This window comes from Rhizobium metallidurans, from assembly GCF_014196505.1.
GTDB classification, from domain to species: Bacteria; Pseudomonadota; Alphaproteobacteria; order Rhizobiales; family Rhizobiaceae; genus Rhizobium; species Rhizobium metallidurans.
The window spans coordinates 1-16,511 of record NZ_JACIDW010000015.1; the positions used below are offsets into that span (position 1 = coordinate 1).

The window sequence follows — 16,511 nt, forward strand, 5'->3', positions numbered from 1 at the left end:
CAATCAGCATCGCAGCCAATTCAAAGAAATCCAGAGCGAAAGTCACCGTCGCCAGCAGCGCCGCCGCCCTCGTTCCGTGAAGCGGCTTATAAGGCCCCAAACCCAAACAAGTCAACAGACCTTTTTCAAAAAATCGCAGTTTCCGACAAGAAGCTGTTTTTAAATGCGAATTTTCAAACACGGCTGTTGGACGCCGCAAAGGCACCTCTCAAGCGCACGCTTTCCGCAAGCACCAATGGCGATATAGGGCTGCAAAGGCGCGAGACGAGGCCGCTCGCCCTCACATTTTCACAATCGAGTGGTCTCAAGGGCATTGTGAACGTCGTGACGGGTCCTCTGAAGGCCCGCTGATTTGACTTCCATATCTAAACTATGCACTTTTCCGGCCACCCGAATGCCCCCGGGCCTGGTCGACCCGATCAGTTGATGAGGATGCGGACGCCTTTGCCATGGTGACTGAGAAGATGATGATCCGCTCGTTCGGCAACGAGCCAGCGCTTCTCGCCGACGGCAGACGTGCGCCCGACCGCCGGGAGGTCTCGCTGCGCTGGCTGTCCGGCACGTTCCTGACGGGTATCACCTCCAGCGTTCTGATGGGCGTGGCGCTCTTTGCCGCCCTCGACGGTCGCCAGCAGCTGGCGATCCCGGCCGAGGCCTATGCCAGTACCCTCGGCACCGACAATCCCGATACGGATGTGACCCGCGGCGGCCGCCTGATCGCGCCCGCCATCGCCGCCAAGCCGTCCGACCGCAAGATCATGGAAGTCTCGACGGTCGTGCACGAAGCCGACAAGGAAGTGGTACGGCGCCAGCCCTTCGCCCGCGTGAAGATGACGCTCGCCGCCAATCACGTCGTCACCGAGGATTACCCGCCCTTCAATCCGCTCTCGATCTTCTCGGCCGACGAGCCGGAACCACAGCCGGGCGTCCGCACCGGCCAGATCTACGGTTCCGACGTCGAATCCGAAGTCAGCCTGAAGACCGCGGCCTATCCGACATCGGGCTCCGGCCTCAAGGTCGCCGCCGGCATGTCGCTCGACGAGGTCGAGGAAAACGTCCGCTCCAACGGATCCGTCCTCACCGACGGCGTCTCGCAGGTCGCGGCCCTCTACTATGTCGATCCCCAGCGTTTTTCGGCCGACGACAACGACGTCGACCTGGCATCCGGCCTCACGGCGCGCGTGCTCGAGCAGAACATGACGGTCTCGGCGCCGGAATCGATCACGCCGCAGACCGAGGAATTCGCCGACGACATCGTGCCGGTTCGCGAGGATATGCCGATCGTGAAAGCCATGATGGATTCGGGCTATCCCGAGCCACAGGCGAAGGGGCTTTCCACCTATCTGTCGCCGATGCTCGGCTCGCAGAACCTGTCGAAGGGCGACGTGCTGCGCATCGGTATCCTGCAGAAGGGCGAGCAGGCGAAGATCATCCGCGCCAGCGTCTATCGCGGCTCCAAGCATGTCGTCACCGTCTCGCTCGACGACAAGGATCATTATGTCGCCGGCAGCGAACCGCCGAAACTCGACGCGGTCGCGACCGCTTTCGACGACAGCGCCATGACCGCGCCGTCGAACCAGAACCTGCCGCGCGTCTATGACGGCATTTATCGCGCCGCGCTGTCCTATGGCATGACCAAGGACATGACGGGGCTGATCATCAAGCTTCTCGCCAGCAGCGTCGATTTTCAGGCGGAACTGCGCCCGACCGATACGCTGGAGGCCTTCTTCTCGGTGGCCGATGCCAGCGGCCAGGCGACCGACCAGTCCGAACTGCTCTATGTCAACGCCCGCTTCGGCGACACCCAGACGCGCTTCTACCGCTTCCAGGATCCCGACGACGGCACGGTCGATTACTTCGACCAGGACGGCAAGAGCATTCGCCAGTTCCTGCTGCGCAATCCGGTCCCGAATGGCAGCTTCCGCTCCGGCTTCGGCATGCGCCGCCACCCGATCCTGGGCTTTGCCCGCATGCATACCGGCGTCGACTGGGCAGCCCCGCGCGGCACGCCGATCATCGCCGTCGGCAACGGCACGGTGGAAAAGGCCGGCTGGGACAGCGGCGGCTACGGCAACCAGACGATCGTGCGCCACGCCAACGGCTACGAATCCTCCTACAACCACCAGAACGCCATCGCCAAGGGCGTGGTCGCGGGTTCCAAGGTGCGCCAGGGCCAGGTGATCGGCTGGGTCGGCACGACCGGCGAATCGACCGGTCCGCACCTGCATTACGAGATGATCGTCAACGGCACCAAGGTCGACCCGCTGCGCGTGCGCCTGCCCGGCGGCAAGTCGCTCGCCGGCCCGACGCTCGTCAAGTTCGAGGACGAGCGCAAGCGGATTGATACGCTGCTGGGCAACCAGCCGTCGCCGCAGGTGGCGAGCAAGTAGGAGTTCGCCTCGGCGGTCAAGCAAAAAGCCTTCTCAGAGATCTGCCTTTAAAGACCCCTCCCCAACCCCTCCCCACAAGGGGGAGGGGTTAACCCGTGGCATTTGGCGTGCCCCATTATTTCCAAAGCGGCTGTTGAGAGGTTGCTGTTCAAGCAGAGCATCGCGCCCAGCAAGCCCCTCCCCCTTGTGGGGAGGGGTTGGGGAGGGGTTTTGACGCAAAGCGCTTCATGCCCCACCAAACACAAAAACGGCAGCCGAAGCCGCCGTTTCCACTCACATACCAGCCCGCTTACGCCGCCTCGCTGACACCAGCGCTCTTCGTCCGAAACAGCAGCCGATCCGTCCCGCCAGTGATCTTCACCGTCGACCCATCCGGCACCTGCCCGCCGAGGATCTGCTCGGCGAGCGGATCCTGGACGTATTTCTGGATCACCCGCTTCAGCGGCCGCGCTCCGTAAACAGGATCATAGCCCTTGTTGGCGAGCCAGTGCGTGGCCTCGTCGTCGAGCTCGATCGTGATCTTGCGCTCGGCGAGCAGCTTCACCAGACGCTGCAGCTGGATGTCGACGATCGCGCCCATCTCGTCCCGCTTCAGGCGGTGGAAGAGGATGATCTCGTCGATGCGGTTCAGGAACTCCGGCCGGAAGTGGCCGCGCACCATCTCCATCACCTGCTCGCGCACCAGATCGCTGTCGTCGCCATCCTTCAGCTGCGTCAGATATTCGGCGCCGAGGTTCGACGTCATGATGATCATCGTGTTGCGGAAGTCGACGGTGCGGCCCTGACCATCGGTCAGGCGGCCGTCGTCGAGCACCTGTAGCAGCACGTTGAAGACATCGGGATGCGCCTTTTCGATCTCGTCGAACAGCACGACCTGATAGGGACGGCGACGCACCGCTTCCGTCAGCGAACCGCCTTCCTCATAGCCGACATAGCCGGGAGGGGCGCCGATCAGCCGGGCCACGGAATGCTTCTCCATGTACTCGGACATGTCCATGCGCACCATCGCCGTCTCGTCGTCGAAGAGGAAGCGGGCCAGTGCCTTGGTCAGCTCCGTCTTGCCGACGCCGGTCGGGCCGAGGAAGATGAACGAGCCGAGCGGCCGGTTCGGATCCTGCAGGCCGGCGCGCGCGCGGCGCACCGCCCGCGACACGGCCTGAACCGCGTCACCCTGGCCGATCACCGACTTCGCCAGATCGTCTTCCATCCGCAGCAGCTTCTCGCGGTCGCCTTCCAGCATCTTTTCGACCGGGATGCCGGTCCAGCGGGAGACGACATGCGCGATGTTATCAGGGGTCACGACCTCCTGCACCATGGCGCTGCGATCATTGTCCTGCGCCTCGGCCTCCGAAAGCTTCTTTTCAAGCTCCGGAATGACGCCGTAGGTCAGCTCGCCGGCGCGCTGGAATTCGCCCTTGCGCTGCGCGATCGCCAGATCGTTGCGGGCATCGTCGAGTTCCTTCTTCAGGTCGGCGGCCAGGCCGAGCTTCTGCTTTTCCGCCTGCCAGCGGGCCGTCAGCGCGTCCGCGCTCTCTTCCAGATCGGTGAGCTCGGTCTCGAGCCGCACCAGACGATCAGCGGATGCGACGTCCGTTTCCTTCTTCAGCGCTTCGCGTTCGATCTTCAGCTGCATGATGCGGCGATCGAGTTCGTCGAGCTCTTCCGGCTTGGAATCGACCTGCATGCGCAGGCGCGCGGCCGCCTCGTCCATCAGGTCGATCGCTTTATCGGGGAGAAAGCGGTCGGTGATGTAGCGGTTCGACAGCGTGGCGGCCGCCACAAGCGACGAATCCGAGATGCGGACCTTGTGGTGCTGCTCGTATTTCTCTTTCAGGCCGCGCAGGATCGAGATCGTATCCTCGACCGTCGGCTCTTCGACGACGATCGGCTGGAAACGACGGGCGAGCGCCGGGTCCTTCTCGACATGCTTGCGGTATTCGTCGAGCGTGGTCGCGCCGACGCAATGCAGTTCGCCACGGGCAAGCGCCGGCTTCAGGAGGTTCGAGGCATCCATCGCGCCGTCACCCTTGCCGGCACCGACGAGCGTGTGCATCTCGTCGATGAATAGGATGATCTCGCCGTTTTCGGCCTGCACCTCGTTGAGCACGCTTTTCAGCCGCTCTTCGAACTCGCCGCGATATTTCGCGCCGGCAATCAGGGCGCCCATGTCGAGCGCCATCAGCTTCTTGTCCTTGAGGCTTTCCGGCACGTCGCCATTGACGATGCGCAACGCCAGACCTTCGGCGATTGCCGTCTTGCCGACGCCGGGTTCACCGATGAGCACGGGGTTGTTCTTGGTGCGGCGCGAGAGCACCTGGATGGTGCGACGGATTTCGTCGTCGCGGCCGATCACGGGATCGAGCCGGCCGTCGCGGGCTTCCGCCGTCAGGTCGCGGGCGAATTTCTTCAGCGCGTCGAAGCCCTGTTCGGCATTGGCGCTGTCGGCCGTGCGGCCCTTGCGGATGTCGTTGATGACCTGGTTGAGCGTCACCGCCGTCACGCCGGCATTCTTCAGCGTGATCGCGGTCGACGATTCCATCGCCAGCGCCTGCAACAGACGCTCGACCGTGACGAAGCTGTCGCCGGCCTTCTTCGATGCCTCTTCGGCTGTCGAGAGAACCTTGGCAAGCGGTGCGGCGAGATAGATCTGACCGTTGCCGCCGGAGACCTTCGGCAACTTGGCGAGGGCGGCATCATTGGCAAGGCGGGCGGCCTTGGCGTCGCCGCCGGCGCGCTCGATGAGGGACGCGGCCATGCCCTGGTCGTCGTCGAGCAGCACTTTCAGCACATGCTCGGGCGAGAACTGCTGGTGACCCTGGGCCAGCGCATAAGTCTGCGCCGACTGGATGAAACCGCGCACCCGCTCGGAGTATTTTTCGATATTCATGAATGGACCTCCTTGAATCGCCCTGCCCTCATAAGGCACAGGCCGATGACTGAGATTGAGCTCCCTCAAGAGGCGAGCTGATGTTTGCCTGCGCCGCGAAAATCGGCGTCTGCGAACCTGCTCAGGATATGGTAGGAAGCCGGAAAAGTTTAAAGAGGCGAGTACGCGAAAAAGCGTGGGGCGGCCGGCATTTCAACCGCCGCAAATGCATCGCCCCGCCGGAAGGCTGTTCCGGGCGGGGCGACTTGAAAACACGAAGCAGGACTGGCGTTACGCGGCGACCAGATCGTCGGTCTCGTTTTCCTTGAACATCTTGGCGAGGTTCAGGAAGCAGATCATGCCGTTTTCGGAAGCGATGATGCCCTCGCAGAAGGCGCGGTCGAAGGAGGCGGTGACCTCGGGAACCGGCTGCACCTGGCTCGACGAAATCGTCAGGATGTCGGAGACCCGGTCGACCAGCATGCCGATGACCATGTTGTGGACTTCGGCGACGACGATGGCGCTGCGCTCGTTGGCGACGGTGCTCTTCATGCCGAGCTTGAAGGCGAGGTCGATGATCGGAATGACCGAGCCGCGCAAATTCATGACGCCGATGACGTCGGCCGGCGAATGCGGGATCGGCGTCGAAGGCGCCCAGCCGCGGATTTCGCGGATGGTCGTCGTCTTCACGCAGAATTCCTGATCGTGCAGGCGGAAGGCAATGATCTCAAGCGTATCGCCACTGAAGCTCGGAGAATTGATCGTCGTCATTAAAATTGTCCCAACTGTCGAAAGCCAGGGCAGAAGCAACAACGCCACCATTGGCGCCGATGCACTTTGCCTTCAAGCCGCCAGTTCTCTCGAAATCGAGAGTAACGTCACGGTTAATGCGGACATTAATGAAAGAGTGTTTCCCAAATCTAAACCGGCGGGCAGGATTTTTTGCCCGCTTGAAGCAGGCGCGGATCGTCCAGCAGGATCGCGTCCGGCCCGATTGCCGCGATCCGCGAAAGCCCGTCCTGATCCACCTCGCCAACAGGAAAAGGCGGATATTCCGGAAGCGCGACCGATCGGGGCTGGCCGACCATCACGACAAGCCGCAGATTGGCGCGGCGAACAGCGGCAACGCTCTCCTCCATCGCCCAGCCCTGCCAGAGCCGGTACCATCTTGCGCCAGCGGCCGCGGCCTGCTCGACAAGATAGGGACTGTCGAGAAACGCCAGGATGTCGATCTCAGGCGTGCGCGATCGGGCCGCGCGTATCAGCGGCAGACTTCGGAGGCCGAGCAGTACGCGCCGCGCCGCGCCCGAACGCACGATGTCCTCCATCACCCGTAACAGGGCGGCTTCATCGGCAAGCTTGAAATCCAGCAAGAGGCCGAGCTTGCCGGAAGCGGCAAGGACGTCCCGCAGCGTCATGACCTCGGGCAAAAGCTGGCGCAGGACCGGCAGGTCGAGATCGGCCACGTGGCGCGGATCGCCGCAAAGCCGGCTCAAATCCGCATCGTGGACGCAGACGAGAACACCGTCGTGCGTCTGGCGTACATCGGTTTCGATTGCATCCGCGCCCTCTGCCTCGGCGGCGCTAAGAGCCGCGAGCGTGTTTTCAGCCGCCAGCGCGGCGCCACCGCGATGGGCGACGACAAGCGGCCTATCGGGCGGCCCGCCGATGGCCTGTCGCCATGGATCGGGCATCTGGGCTCCGTGAGTGAACAGCATGGTGTCGGCACGTTGCCCGCGCCGCGAGGAGACCGCAAGCCTCAGACGATGGTCTTCTCGATCTGCTCCACAGCCCACTCGACCTGATCCTTGGTGATCACGAGCGGCGGCGCCAGGCGGATGGTGTTTTCGTGGGTGTCCTTGGCGAGAAGGCCGAGATCCTTGAGCGCGTAGCAATATTGCCGCGCGCCGCCGGCTTCCGGCACCAGCTCGATCGCCATCATCAGCCCGCGACCGCGCACCTCTTTCACGATGTTCGAGCGGATCGACCGCAGACCTTCGAGGAAGTAGTCGCCCATGCGCTCGGCATTGCCGATCATGTCTTCTTCCGTCAGCACCTTAAAAGCCGCGCGCGCCACGGCGCAGGCAAGCGGATTGCCGCCGAAGGTCGAGCCGTGCTGGCCGGGCTTCAGCACGCCCAGCACCTCGGAATTCGAAAGCACGGCAGACACAGGATAGAAGCCGCCCGACAGCGCCTTGCCGATCAGCGTCACGTCGGCCTCGATGCCCTCGTGCTCCTCGGCCAGCAGCTTCCCCGTGCGCCCGAGCCCGGTCTGGATTTCGTCGAGGATGAGCGTGACCTTGTTGTCGGTGCAGAGCTGGCGCACCGTCTTGAAATAGCCTGGCTGCGGAATGATGACGCCCGCCTCGCCCTGGATCGGCTCGATCAGCGCCGCCACCGTGTTCTCGTTGATCGCAGCCGCGAACGCTTCCGCGTCACCGAAGGGAACGGTGCGGAAGCCAGGCGTATAGGGACCGAAGCCTGAGCGCGCATCCGGATCGGTGGAGAAGCTGATAATGCTCAGCGTCCGGCCATGGAAATTGTCGGCGCAGACGATGATCTCGGCCTTGCCCTCCGGCACGCCCTTCACCTCGTATCCCCATTTGCGCACCGCCTTGATCGCCGTCTCGACAGCCTCGGCGCCGGAGTTCATCGGCAGGATCTTGTGCGATCCGGTCAGCGCCGCGAGTTCCTCGTAGAGATGCGCCAGCTGGTCGTTGCGGAAGGCGCGCGAGGTGAGCGTCAGCTTGCCCGCCTGCTCGACCATGGCGGCGAGAATTTTCGGGTGGCAGTGCCCCTGGTTGACGGCCGAATAGGCCGACAGACAATCGAGATAGCGCTTGCCATCCGTATCCCAGACGTAAACGCCCTCGCCGCGCGTCAGGACCACGTCCAGCGGCTTGTAGTTGTGGGCGCCAAGGCGCTGCTCGGTATCGATCAATCTGGCTGAAGTGCTCATGGTCGTCCCCTTTTTGTTATGCGGCTTGTTACGCGGCGCGGGTCGGGCGGTCGAAGATGCGGCGGCCGAACAGGCTGGCCGTCAGCTCGACGAGAACGCGGGCGCTCTTGCCGCGATCGTCGAGAAACGGGTTCAGTTCGACCAGATCGAGAGAGGAGACGAGCCCGCTGTCGCAGAGCATCTCCATGATCAGATGCGCCTCGCGGAAGGTCGCTCCCCCCGGCACCGTCGTGCCGACGCCGGGCGCGACGTCAGGATCGAGGAAATCGACATCGAGGCTGACATGAAACAGCGCGTTCGCCGCTTCGACCTTATTAAGAATGTCGCGCATGATCGCGGCAACCCCTTGCTCGTCGATCGAGCGCATGTCGAAGACGTTGACGCCGTGCTCCTTGATCAGCTCGCGCTCGGGCGCATCGACCGAGCGTATGCCGACTTGGAAGACGTTCTTCGGATCGACCAGTGGCCTGTCGCGCGGCAGGATGTCGGAGAGATCGGCCTGGCCGCAATAATAGGCGACGGGCATGCCGTGAATATTGCCCGAAGGCGACGTCTCCGGCGTGTTGAAATCCGAATGCGCGTCAAGCCAGAGCACGAAAAGCGGCCGCTTATGCTTGGCGGCATAGCGCGCCATGCCCGATACCGTGCCCATGGACAGGCTGTGGTCGCCGCCGAGAATGAGCGGGAAACGGCCGGCATCGGCGATCTCGTAAACGCCGGCTTCGAGCGCCCGCGTGAATGCGCCGACGGTGCGCAGATTGTGCGCCTTCGGATTGTTAGGCAGGTCGCGGGCCGGCACGATCTGCACGTCTCCGGCATCAGCGACATCATGGCCGAGATCGACAAGCGCGCGGTCGACGCCGGCGATACGAAGCGCCGTCGGCCCCATTGCGGCCCCCCTGCGGCCGGAGCCCTCTTCCAAAGGCGCACCGATAAGGGTGACCGATCGCGACTGTGCCTGCATTTGTCTCTCCTGCTCACTGCTTCGTTTGAATATCCGACATCGCCACGGCGACAAAAAGATGAAAAAGTGCCAGTTTCACAGCATGAATTGACAGTTTGCCAAGTCCAGCCATACAAAGTGAGATATGGATGATCTCGATCAGGAACTGCTGAGCGCCTTGCGCCACAATGCCCGCGCGCCCGTCTCGTCGCTTGCCGCCATGACCGGCGCCTCGCGCGCCACCGTCGCCGCGCGCATCGACAGACTGGTCGCCAACGGCACCATTACTTCCTTCACCATCCGCACCGGCCACGAAACCCGCGCCGCCGGCGTGCGCGCCATCGTCATGATCGAGGTGCTCGGCAAACTCGCCGACAAGGTCGCCGACCAGCTGCGCGGCCTGCCGCAGGTGCGCGCGCTGCACAGCACCAACGGCAAATGGGATTTCATCGCCGAACTCGAAGACCGCGACCTCGTCTCCTTCGACGAAACGCTGCGCCGCATAAGACTGATCGACGGCATCAACACGACCGAAACGAACATACTGCTGAAGACGAGGAAGACCAGCTTTTAAGGCCTCCTAGCCGGCTGAAAGCGATGGATTGGTCCCTCAATTCTAAGCCGCGCGCACTCTTTGCTTTGAGATACAACCAAGCCAGGTATTCTTCGTACAGTGATCATAATCCACTGGAGGAAGTGATGATGAACGACGAGCAGGAAAGTTCACCTTTCGATGGCCCGCAAATGCAGGGAACTCGTTACGAGCGTGCTGACATGTCAGGTGCCAGCTTCGATGGCGTAGATCTCACGGACGCACGATTTTATGCTGTTTTGACGAACGCGAAGTTCATCGACACCAATCTGTGCCAAGCGGCTTTTGACGATGTGAACCTGGCAGGGGCGCGCTTTGATAACGTCAATCTGTCCGGCGCCGCTGTCACGAATGCAAACCTGTCACGGCTGACCATAAGCGGTGTCACATTGGCGGATTCGAACATCGACGATGCCGATTTGACCGGGATGAGGATCAATGGAGTTCTCGTAACCGATCTATTCAAGGCATATGAACATATGAAGGGCTGAGGGGCGGCTCGTACGTCGGCAATGTGAATCCGTTCGGCTTGCGGCGTGCGCGGCGCGCACCCGCTGCGGAAATTCTCGATCGTTCCGCCGGTGTCGCCCCCATCAATACTCCTTCTCGTACACCACGCCCGCTTCCCCCGCGCCATTGGCGCCTGCCGCCCCGCGCAGTTTCACGCCGCGCCCGACATCGAGATTGATGATCGCCTTGGCGCCGTCCTTGGTGTTCTGCTGCAGCTCGATATAGGTGCGCTCGTTGAGATAGCGGCCGACGCCGACATTGGTCTGGCCGTTGGCATCGGTGCTGATATCGAAATCGTCGACCCCGAGCTGGTTGCGCAATCCCTGGAAAAGCGAGGTCGAGCGGCCGCCCGCGAGCTGGCTGACGGCGTCGGCGAGCTGGGCGATCTGCAGCGCCGACAGCTTCGACATCGACTGCCCGAAGATCAGCTGTGCCAGCACCTCGTCCTGCGGCAGCGCGGGTGAGGAGGAGAAGGTGATGGCGGGATCGGTCGCCAGCCCCGCGACATCGACGGTGAGCGTCGTCGTTCCGGACGTCGAGGTCGCCGCCATCTGCAGCGCCGGCGTCAGGTCGCCGGCAAACGTGATCCGGCTCTTGTCGGAGAAGTCGAGCCGGCGGTTGAGGATGGTGAGGCGCCCGCGCCGCATGGTGAAGCCGCCGGAAACGACAGGCACCGACGCCGTGCCCCGGATGGTCACACTGCCGCCGAGCTCGGCGTCGATTCCGCGTCCGCGCACGAAGATCTGCGAGGGCGCATCGAGCTGGATGTCGAGATTGAGCGTGCTCGATTTACCCCTTGCGCCTTCCTGCGTCGTGTCGCGCAGCTGGGCGAGAACCGCCTTCGGCGCGTTCTTGTGGCGGATATCGATCTCGCGCAGCGAGGTCGGAAGTTTTTCCGGAACGGTGATCGATGCCTTTTCGAGCCTGAGCTTGCCGTTCAGCGTCGGATTGGCGGTGAGCGGCCCGCGCAGGCCGATCGTGCCATCGACCGTGGCGACCACGAGCGTACCGTCGACATAGACGGCCTTGTTGAGCGTCACATCGATATTGGCGGGGAAGTTCGCCGCCGGCTGAATGCCGACATCGCCGGTCACCGCGATGTTGCCGCCGCTCGCAAGCTGCCCAGTCAGGCGCGAGATCACCGCGCGCTGGCCGTCGAAGCGGATATCGGCCGTCAGGCTGTTGATCTCCAGATTGCGCCGGACGTCGATGACCTTGGCGCCGCTGGTGGCGACCGTTCCGTTGATCACGGGCGCACTCGCCGTGCCGCCGACCTGCAGATTGAAATTGGCGTTGCCTTCGGCGACGAAGCCTTGCGCGGCGAGTTGCGCGCCGAGAACGGCAAAGGGCAGGTTGCCGGAAAAACGCATGTCGAGCGCCCGGTTGCCCGAGATGGCGAGGTTGCCGCCACCCTTCAGCGACAGGCCGGCATCGCCGGTGACGGTGGTGTCGATGGTGAGCCGGCCGGAGGCGAGCTTGCCGTTGGCGCCGATCGCAAGCGGCGAGACGCCCGCACCCCGGGTCTGGCTGGTCGCCGCATTGCGCCAGTCGAGCTTGAAGTCGACATCGGGCATCGGCAGCTTGCCGGAGGCGTTGACCGTGCCCGAAATATTGCCCTCGGCGGCAAGTCCCGGAACGAAGGCGTTGGCCAGTCCCGCCGGCAGGTTCGATATGTCGGCCTTCACGGCGAGCGATTGCGCGTTGGCGCCCGCGACCACGAAATTGCCCGCCGCCTTCAGCGCCACGGTGTTGCCGCCAAGATTGGCGGTGAAGTCGAGCTTGTTGTCGGCAAGCTTGCCGCTTGCATTGGCCGACAGCGCGCCGACGCCGGAGGCCCGCGTCTGCGTTGTCGCCGCGTTCCTCCAGTCGAGGTTGAAGTCGATGACGGGATTGGCAGGCGTCCCCGAGGTCTTCGCCCGGCCCGAAATCGTGCCCTCGGCGCCGAGACCGGGTACGAAGCCGTTGGCAAGGCTGGCCGGCAGATCGGTAATATCGGCATCGACGGAAAGCCCCTGGATATTGGCGCCAGCGAGCGCCGCCGTCCCCTTGGCCTGCAGCAATGTCTTGCTGTTGCTGGCCAGATTGGCGTCGAAGTCTATTGTGTTGTCGGCGAACTTGCCCGTCGCATCGAGGCTCAGCGCCGAAAGGTTGGCGCTCTTGGTCTGCCGCGTCGTCGCGTTCGCCCAGTTGAGCTTGAAATCGACGGATGGCAGCGGCAGAGCGCCGGAAACCTTGGCCGTCCCCGAGATCATGCCGCCGGCATCGAGATTGGGAACGAAGCTGCTGACAAGTGCTGCCGGCAGATTGTTGAGCGTCGCATCGGCCTCGATCGTCGTCGGCCGGGTCCCCTCGATCCCGACCTTGCCGGTGGCCTCGAGCGCCGCGCCGTCCTGACCGTCGAGCTTCGTCGTGAAATCGAGCGCCTTATCCTGCAGCGTTCCTTTGAGCGCCAGCGCCATGGCGGGCAGCTTCGCCGCCTTCGTCTGGCTGGTCGCGACATCGGCCCAAGCGAGATCGAAGCTGGCCTTCGGTTGCTGCAGCGTGCCGGATGCCGACGCCGTGCCGGAAATCGTGCCGCTGGCGCCAAGGCCATCGACGAAGCCATTCGCGAGACCGGCCGGAACCGCGCTCATCGTGGCATCGACCTTGAGATCGCCGATCGCCGAATTCTGAAGATTGAGATTACCCGCCGCCTTCACCGACATGCCGCCGGTGGCGGAAACATTGCTGTCGAAGGTCAGCGTATTGTCCGCGAACGTCCCGTTAACGGAAGCACCGACACCGGAAAGGCCCGCCGCCTTGATCTGGCTGGTCGAGGCGTTCTTCCAGTCCAGCCGGAACTGGGCTGCCGGCATCGGCAGCTTGCCGGATACCGCGAAGCTTCCTGATATCATGCCCTGGGCGGCGAGATCGGGCGCGAAGGCGTTGGCAAGGGCCGCCGGAATATTGGCGAGCGTGCCGTTTACCTTCAGCGTCTGCGCTTCATTGCTGGTAACGACGAAGCTGCCATCCGCCTTGATCGCAAACCCACCGCTGCCGCCGGCATTCGCATTGAAATTGAGGACGTTGTTTTCCAGCTTGCCGCTTGCCGTCAGCCCGAGCGAGGAGAGCTTGGCGACCTTGGTCTGGCTGGTGGCCGCGTTCTTCCAGTTCAGCCGGAAATCGAGCGCCGGCGCGGGAAGCTTGCCCGAAGCGGTGACGTTGCCGGTGATGGCGCCTTCGGCATCGAGACCGGCAACGAAGGCATTGGCCAGCCCCGCCGGAATGTTGACGATATCGGCCTCGACCTGCAGCGCTTGCGCGTTCTGCCCCGAGGTCACGAAATTGCCGGCGGCCTTCATCGAAACGCCGCCCTTGCCGCTCAACTCCGTCTTGAAATCGAGCTTGTTGTCCGCGAACGTGCCGTTGGCGCCGATCGCAAGCGCTGAAAGCCCGGCGCCCTTCGTCTGGCTGGTCGCGGCGTTCTTCCAATCGAGCGTGAAATCGGCCACCGGCGCCGCAGGCGTTCCGGACACGGAGACCTTGCCCGATATCGCGCCCGTGGCATCGAGATCGGGCACGAAGCTGTTGGCAAGGCTCGCCGGCAGTTGCTTGACCACGCCGTTGATGGCGAGTGCTTGCCCGACCGAGCCGGTCAAGTTGATCGCGCCCTCGCCGGTCTTGATCTCGAGCCCATCGAGCGTCACCGTGCCATCGGTGATCGCCAATTGCGACGGCGCGGCGAGATCGACGGCGATGCCGCGCGGCTTGGCCGAGAAACGGTCGAGCTGAACCAGCGTCGTGCCGGAATTCGTCTCGACACCGCCGCCCGCCACCAGCGGCTGGTCGTCGTAATAGCCGTCGAGGCTGAAATTCGTGCGGTTGCCGAGCTGCGTGAAATTCACGGCCAGGCTGTCGATCTTGTTGACGCCGGATGCGACTTCGTCGGCCCTGATCGATCCGGTCGCCGCGAAGGCCTTGAGATCGGTGACGGTGACGTCGACATTGGGGCTGACGATCGCGAAATTGCCCTGCTTCACGCCGCCGCCCGTCGCCGCGACCTTCAGGCCGATCCTGCCGGCATCGTTGCTGATGTCGACCGCCCCCTTGAGATCGCCTTCAGCCTTCTGCCCGGCCAGCGCCGCAATCAGGCTCAGATCGGGCAGGTCGAATGTCAGCGCGCCGGATGGTGCGAAGCTCTCGGACAGAGCAACGCGACCGCTCAGGCTGTTGTTGCCGACATTGGCCTTGATCGACGGCAGCGTCGTCTGCCCGTCTTGCGACAGCACGTCGGTGCTGATGTCGATCGCCTGGCCATCGATCTTGCCGGTCGCCCTCACCTGCGCCTTGGGCGCTTTCGGATCGGCGGTCGCGGTGAGCGCCACATCGAGATCCGTGAGCCCTCGCCCGGCCATGTCGATGGCCGGTGCCTTGAGATCGGCCGAGAGCGCGAGCGCGGAGAGATCGCCGCCGGCCTTCAGCGTGTAGTTCACCTCGCCGGACGCGGTGTCGAGCAGCGGCTTGATATCGGGAACACGGCCGGCAAGCGTCGCATTCAGCGTCGTGCCGTCGAGGACCACATTGCCCGTGGCGACCGTGAGGTCCGACTTGATGCCGAGGTTCGACAGATTGATCTTGTCGGGAATGATCCCCGCCACTTGGCCCTCGATCGTCACGGGCGTCTTGAACCGCGCCGCGACGGCGGGCGGCATCGCCGGTGGCTCGACGGTCAGCTTGGCGTTACCGGTCAGCGAATTGTCGGTGAGTTGATACGCGCCGTTGAGGCTGGCGTTGGCGGACGCGCTCTCGATCGTCGCGCCGTTGAAGCCGATGGTGGCCGGCGAGATCTGGAGCGGCAGGACGATCGTCACAGGCCCCTGAACCGCCCGGTTGATATCGGGATTGGCGAAGGTCATCTCGCCGGCGACGAGGCGGATCTGCACGGCGCCGGAGCGGCCGCTGAGATTGAAGTTGTCGCTCTTGGCCGTAAGCTTCACATTGCCGATCGTCGCCTGCGGCAGCACGGCGGTGTCGAGCGAGGCGCTGACGTTCAGCCGCGACGCCTTGGCGTCACCCGTCAGCGCCAGATTGACGCCGGATATCATGAAGCGCGCTTCGCCCTGCGCCAGCGGCCAGCGGAAATCGACCGGACCGGATGTCCCGAGCACATTCGCGTTCAGGCTGTTCTTGCCCTTCGGATCCAGCGTGCCGGAGGCCGCGATGACGACGGCGCCGGTCGCCACGTTGCCGGTCTGGATATCGATCTTGCCGGCATTGTCGAAGTTAGCGGCCAGATCGATGTTCGTCTGGCCGGCGAAAAGCGGCCGGAACGCCGCCGGCATGAGAGAACTCAGGTCGCCGCCGCCCTTGATCTCGACATTGTGCAGCAGTTGGTCCTGCGTCAGCGTATGGCGCGCGTCGATCGCGGCGCGCTGCTGGCCATCGAGGGAGGCCTGCAGCTTGGCGCGCCAGTCGGCGATCGGCCCGTCGCCATTGAGACTGATCTCGACAGCCGGGTTGTTCGGCAAGGCCAGCACGCCGGCGAGCAGTCCGCCCTTCGGTTCGTTGAGCTTGGCCTTGACCGTCAGCTGGCTGTTGTCAGGCAGGAAGGCGACGTCGGCGGTAAGCTTTGCATCCGGCACATCCTGGCGGTTGACCGTGATATTGGCATCGCCGCCGTTCGAATCGGCACGCACGCTGCCATCGGCCGACAGCGTGAAGGCACGACCGATCAGCGGTTGCGACAGGCTGATCTTCGGCAGGGTGACCTGATCGATGACGATCTTGAGCGGAAGCGAGAAGCCCCCGCCATCGCCGCCTTCCGTCTCCGGTCGCGACGGCAATGTGCGAACCGGCTTACGCAGGACGCGGATGGCGTCAGCCTCGACGCGCGTCGCCTGGAAGCGCCCGGCGAAGAGCGCCAGCGGATTCCAGTTGATCGACAGGCCGTCTATGTCGGCGAACGTGCCGCGTGTATCCGACAGCACGATGCGCGTGGCGCCGAAACCGCCGGTCAGCAGGCCCTGCGGGTCGAGCACGCGGATGGTCATGTCGCGGTTGGAGATGGTCGAGGTCACCTTGTCCACGAGAATGCGGGCGCCGAAGCCGGTGAAGCCGAAGATCGCGATGGCGACGGCAAGCAGGACCAGAGCCACGCCGGCACCATAGCCGAGCAGTCGCACAATCCACCTGGAGATATTCGTCAGCGTAAGCATGGACCCGGTTATTATCCCGTTTTCTGCACGGCTATCGCAACCTCGCTGCGAGCCTGA

10 protein-coding genes are annotated in these 16,511 nt (G+C 63.8%); 4 read left to right on the plus strand and 6 right to left on the minus strand.

What is annotated here, in order from left to right; all coding sequences use genetic code 11:
* Positions 1-351: hypothetical protein (locus GGQ67_RS25140; RefSeq protein ID WP_210279710.1), on the plus strand; the 351-nt coding region annotated here is incomplete at its 5' end.
* 98 nt (positions 352-449) lie between these two features.
* Positions 450-2,390 carry a M23 family metallopeptidase gene (locus GGQ67_RS18895; RefSeq protein ID WP_183901683.1) on the plus strand — a complete coding sequence of 647 codons (1,941 nt, stop codon included), beginning with the start codon at positions 450-452 and terminating at the stop codon, positions 2,388-2,390.
* Positions 2,391-2,679: 289 nt separating this feature from the next.
* Here the strand turns inward: GGQ67_RS18895 and clpB are convergent, their stop codons facing one another.
* From clpB to rocF, 5 genes are all read right to left on the minus strand, one after another.
* Positions 2,680-5,277, minus strand: a complete 2,598-nt coding sequence (clpB, locus tag GGQ67_RS18900) for an ATP-dependent chaperone ClpB (protein ID WP_183901684.1) — start codon at positions 5,275-5,277, stop codon at positions 2,680-2,682.
* A gap of 270 nt (positions 5,278-5,547) precedes the next feature.
* Positions 5,548-6,027: a chemotaxis protein CheW gene (locus GGQ67_RS18905; RefSeq protein ID WP_018901593.1), complete on the minus strand. Its 480-nt coding sequence runs from the start codon at positions 6,025-6,027 to the stop codon at positions 5,548-5,550.
* A gap of 149 nt (positions 6,028-6,176) precedes the next feature.
* A complete protein-coding gene (locus GGQ67_RS18910) occupies positions 6,177-6,950 on the minus strand; it encodes a glycerophosphodiester phosphodiesterase (RefSeq protein ID WP_183901685.1) in 774 nt (257 codons plus the stop codon).
* Positions 6,951-7,015: 65 nt separating this feature from the next.
* Positions 7,016-8,215 carry an ornithine--oxo-acid transaminase gene (gene rocD / locus GGQ67_RS18915; RefSeq protein WP_183901686.1) on the minus strand — a complete coding sequence of 400 codons (1,200 nt, stop codon included), beginning with the start codon at positions 8,213-8,215 and terminating at the stop codon, positions 7,016-7,018.
* A 28-nt stretch (positions 8,216-8,243) separates the two neighbouring features.
* Complete coding sequence (rocF, locus tag GGQ67_RS18920; protein WP_183901687.1) at positions 8,244-9,179, minus strand: arginase; 936 nt, start codon at positions 9,177-9,179, stop codon at positions 8,244-8,246.
* Positions 9,180-9,303: 124 nt separating this feature from the next.
* Between rocF and GGQ67_RS18925 the strand changes: the two genes are divergently transcribed.
* Positions 9,304-9,732, plus strand: a complete 429-nt coding sequence (locus tag GGQ67_RS18925) for an Lrp/AsnC family transcriptional regulator (protein WP_111564880.1) — start codon at positions 9,304-9,306, stop codon at positions 9,730-9,732.
* Positions 9,733-9,860: 128 nt separating this feature from the next.
* The gene (locus tag GGQ67_RS18930; RefSeq protein ID WP_183901688.1) at positions 9,861-10,241 is read left to right on the plus strand and encodes a pentapeptide repeat-containing protein; all 381 of its coding nucleotides are present in this window, start codon (positions 9,861-9,863) and stop codon (positions 10,239-10,241) included.
* Between the two features lie 102 nt (positions 10,242-10,343).
* Here the strand turns inward: GGQ67_RS18930 and GGQ67_RS18935 are convergent, their stop codons facing one another.
* A complete protein-coding gene (locus tag GGQ67_RS18935) occupies positions 10,344-16,454 on the minus strand; it encodes a translocation/assembly module TamB domain-containing protein (protein WP_183901689.1) in 6,111 nt (2,036 codons plus the stop codon).
* Positions 16,455-16,511 lie beyond the last annotated feature (57 nt).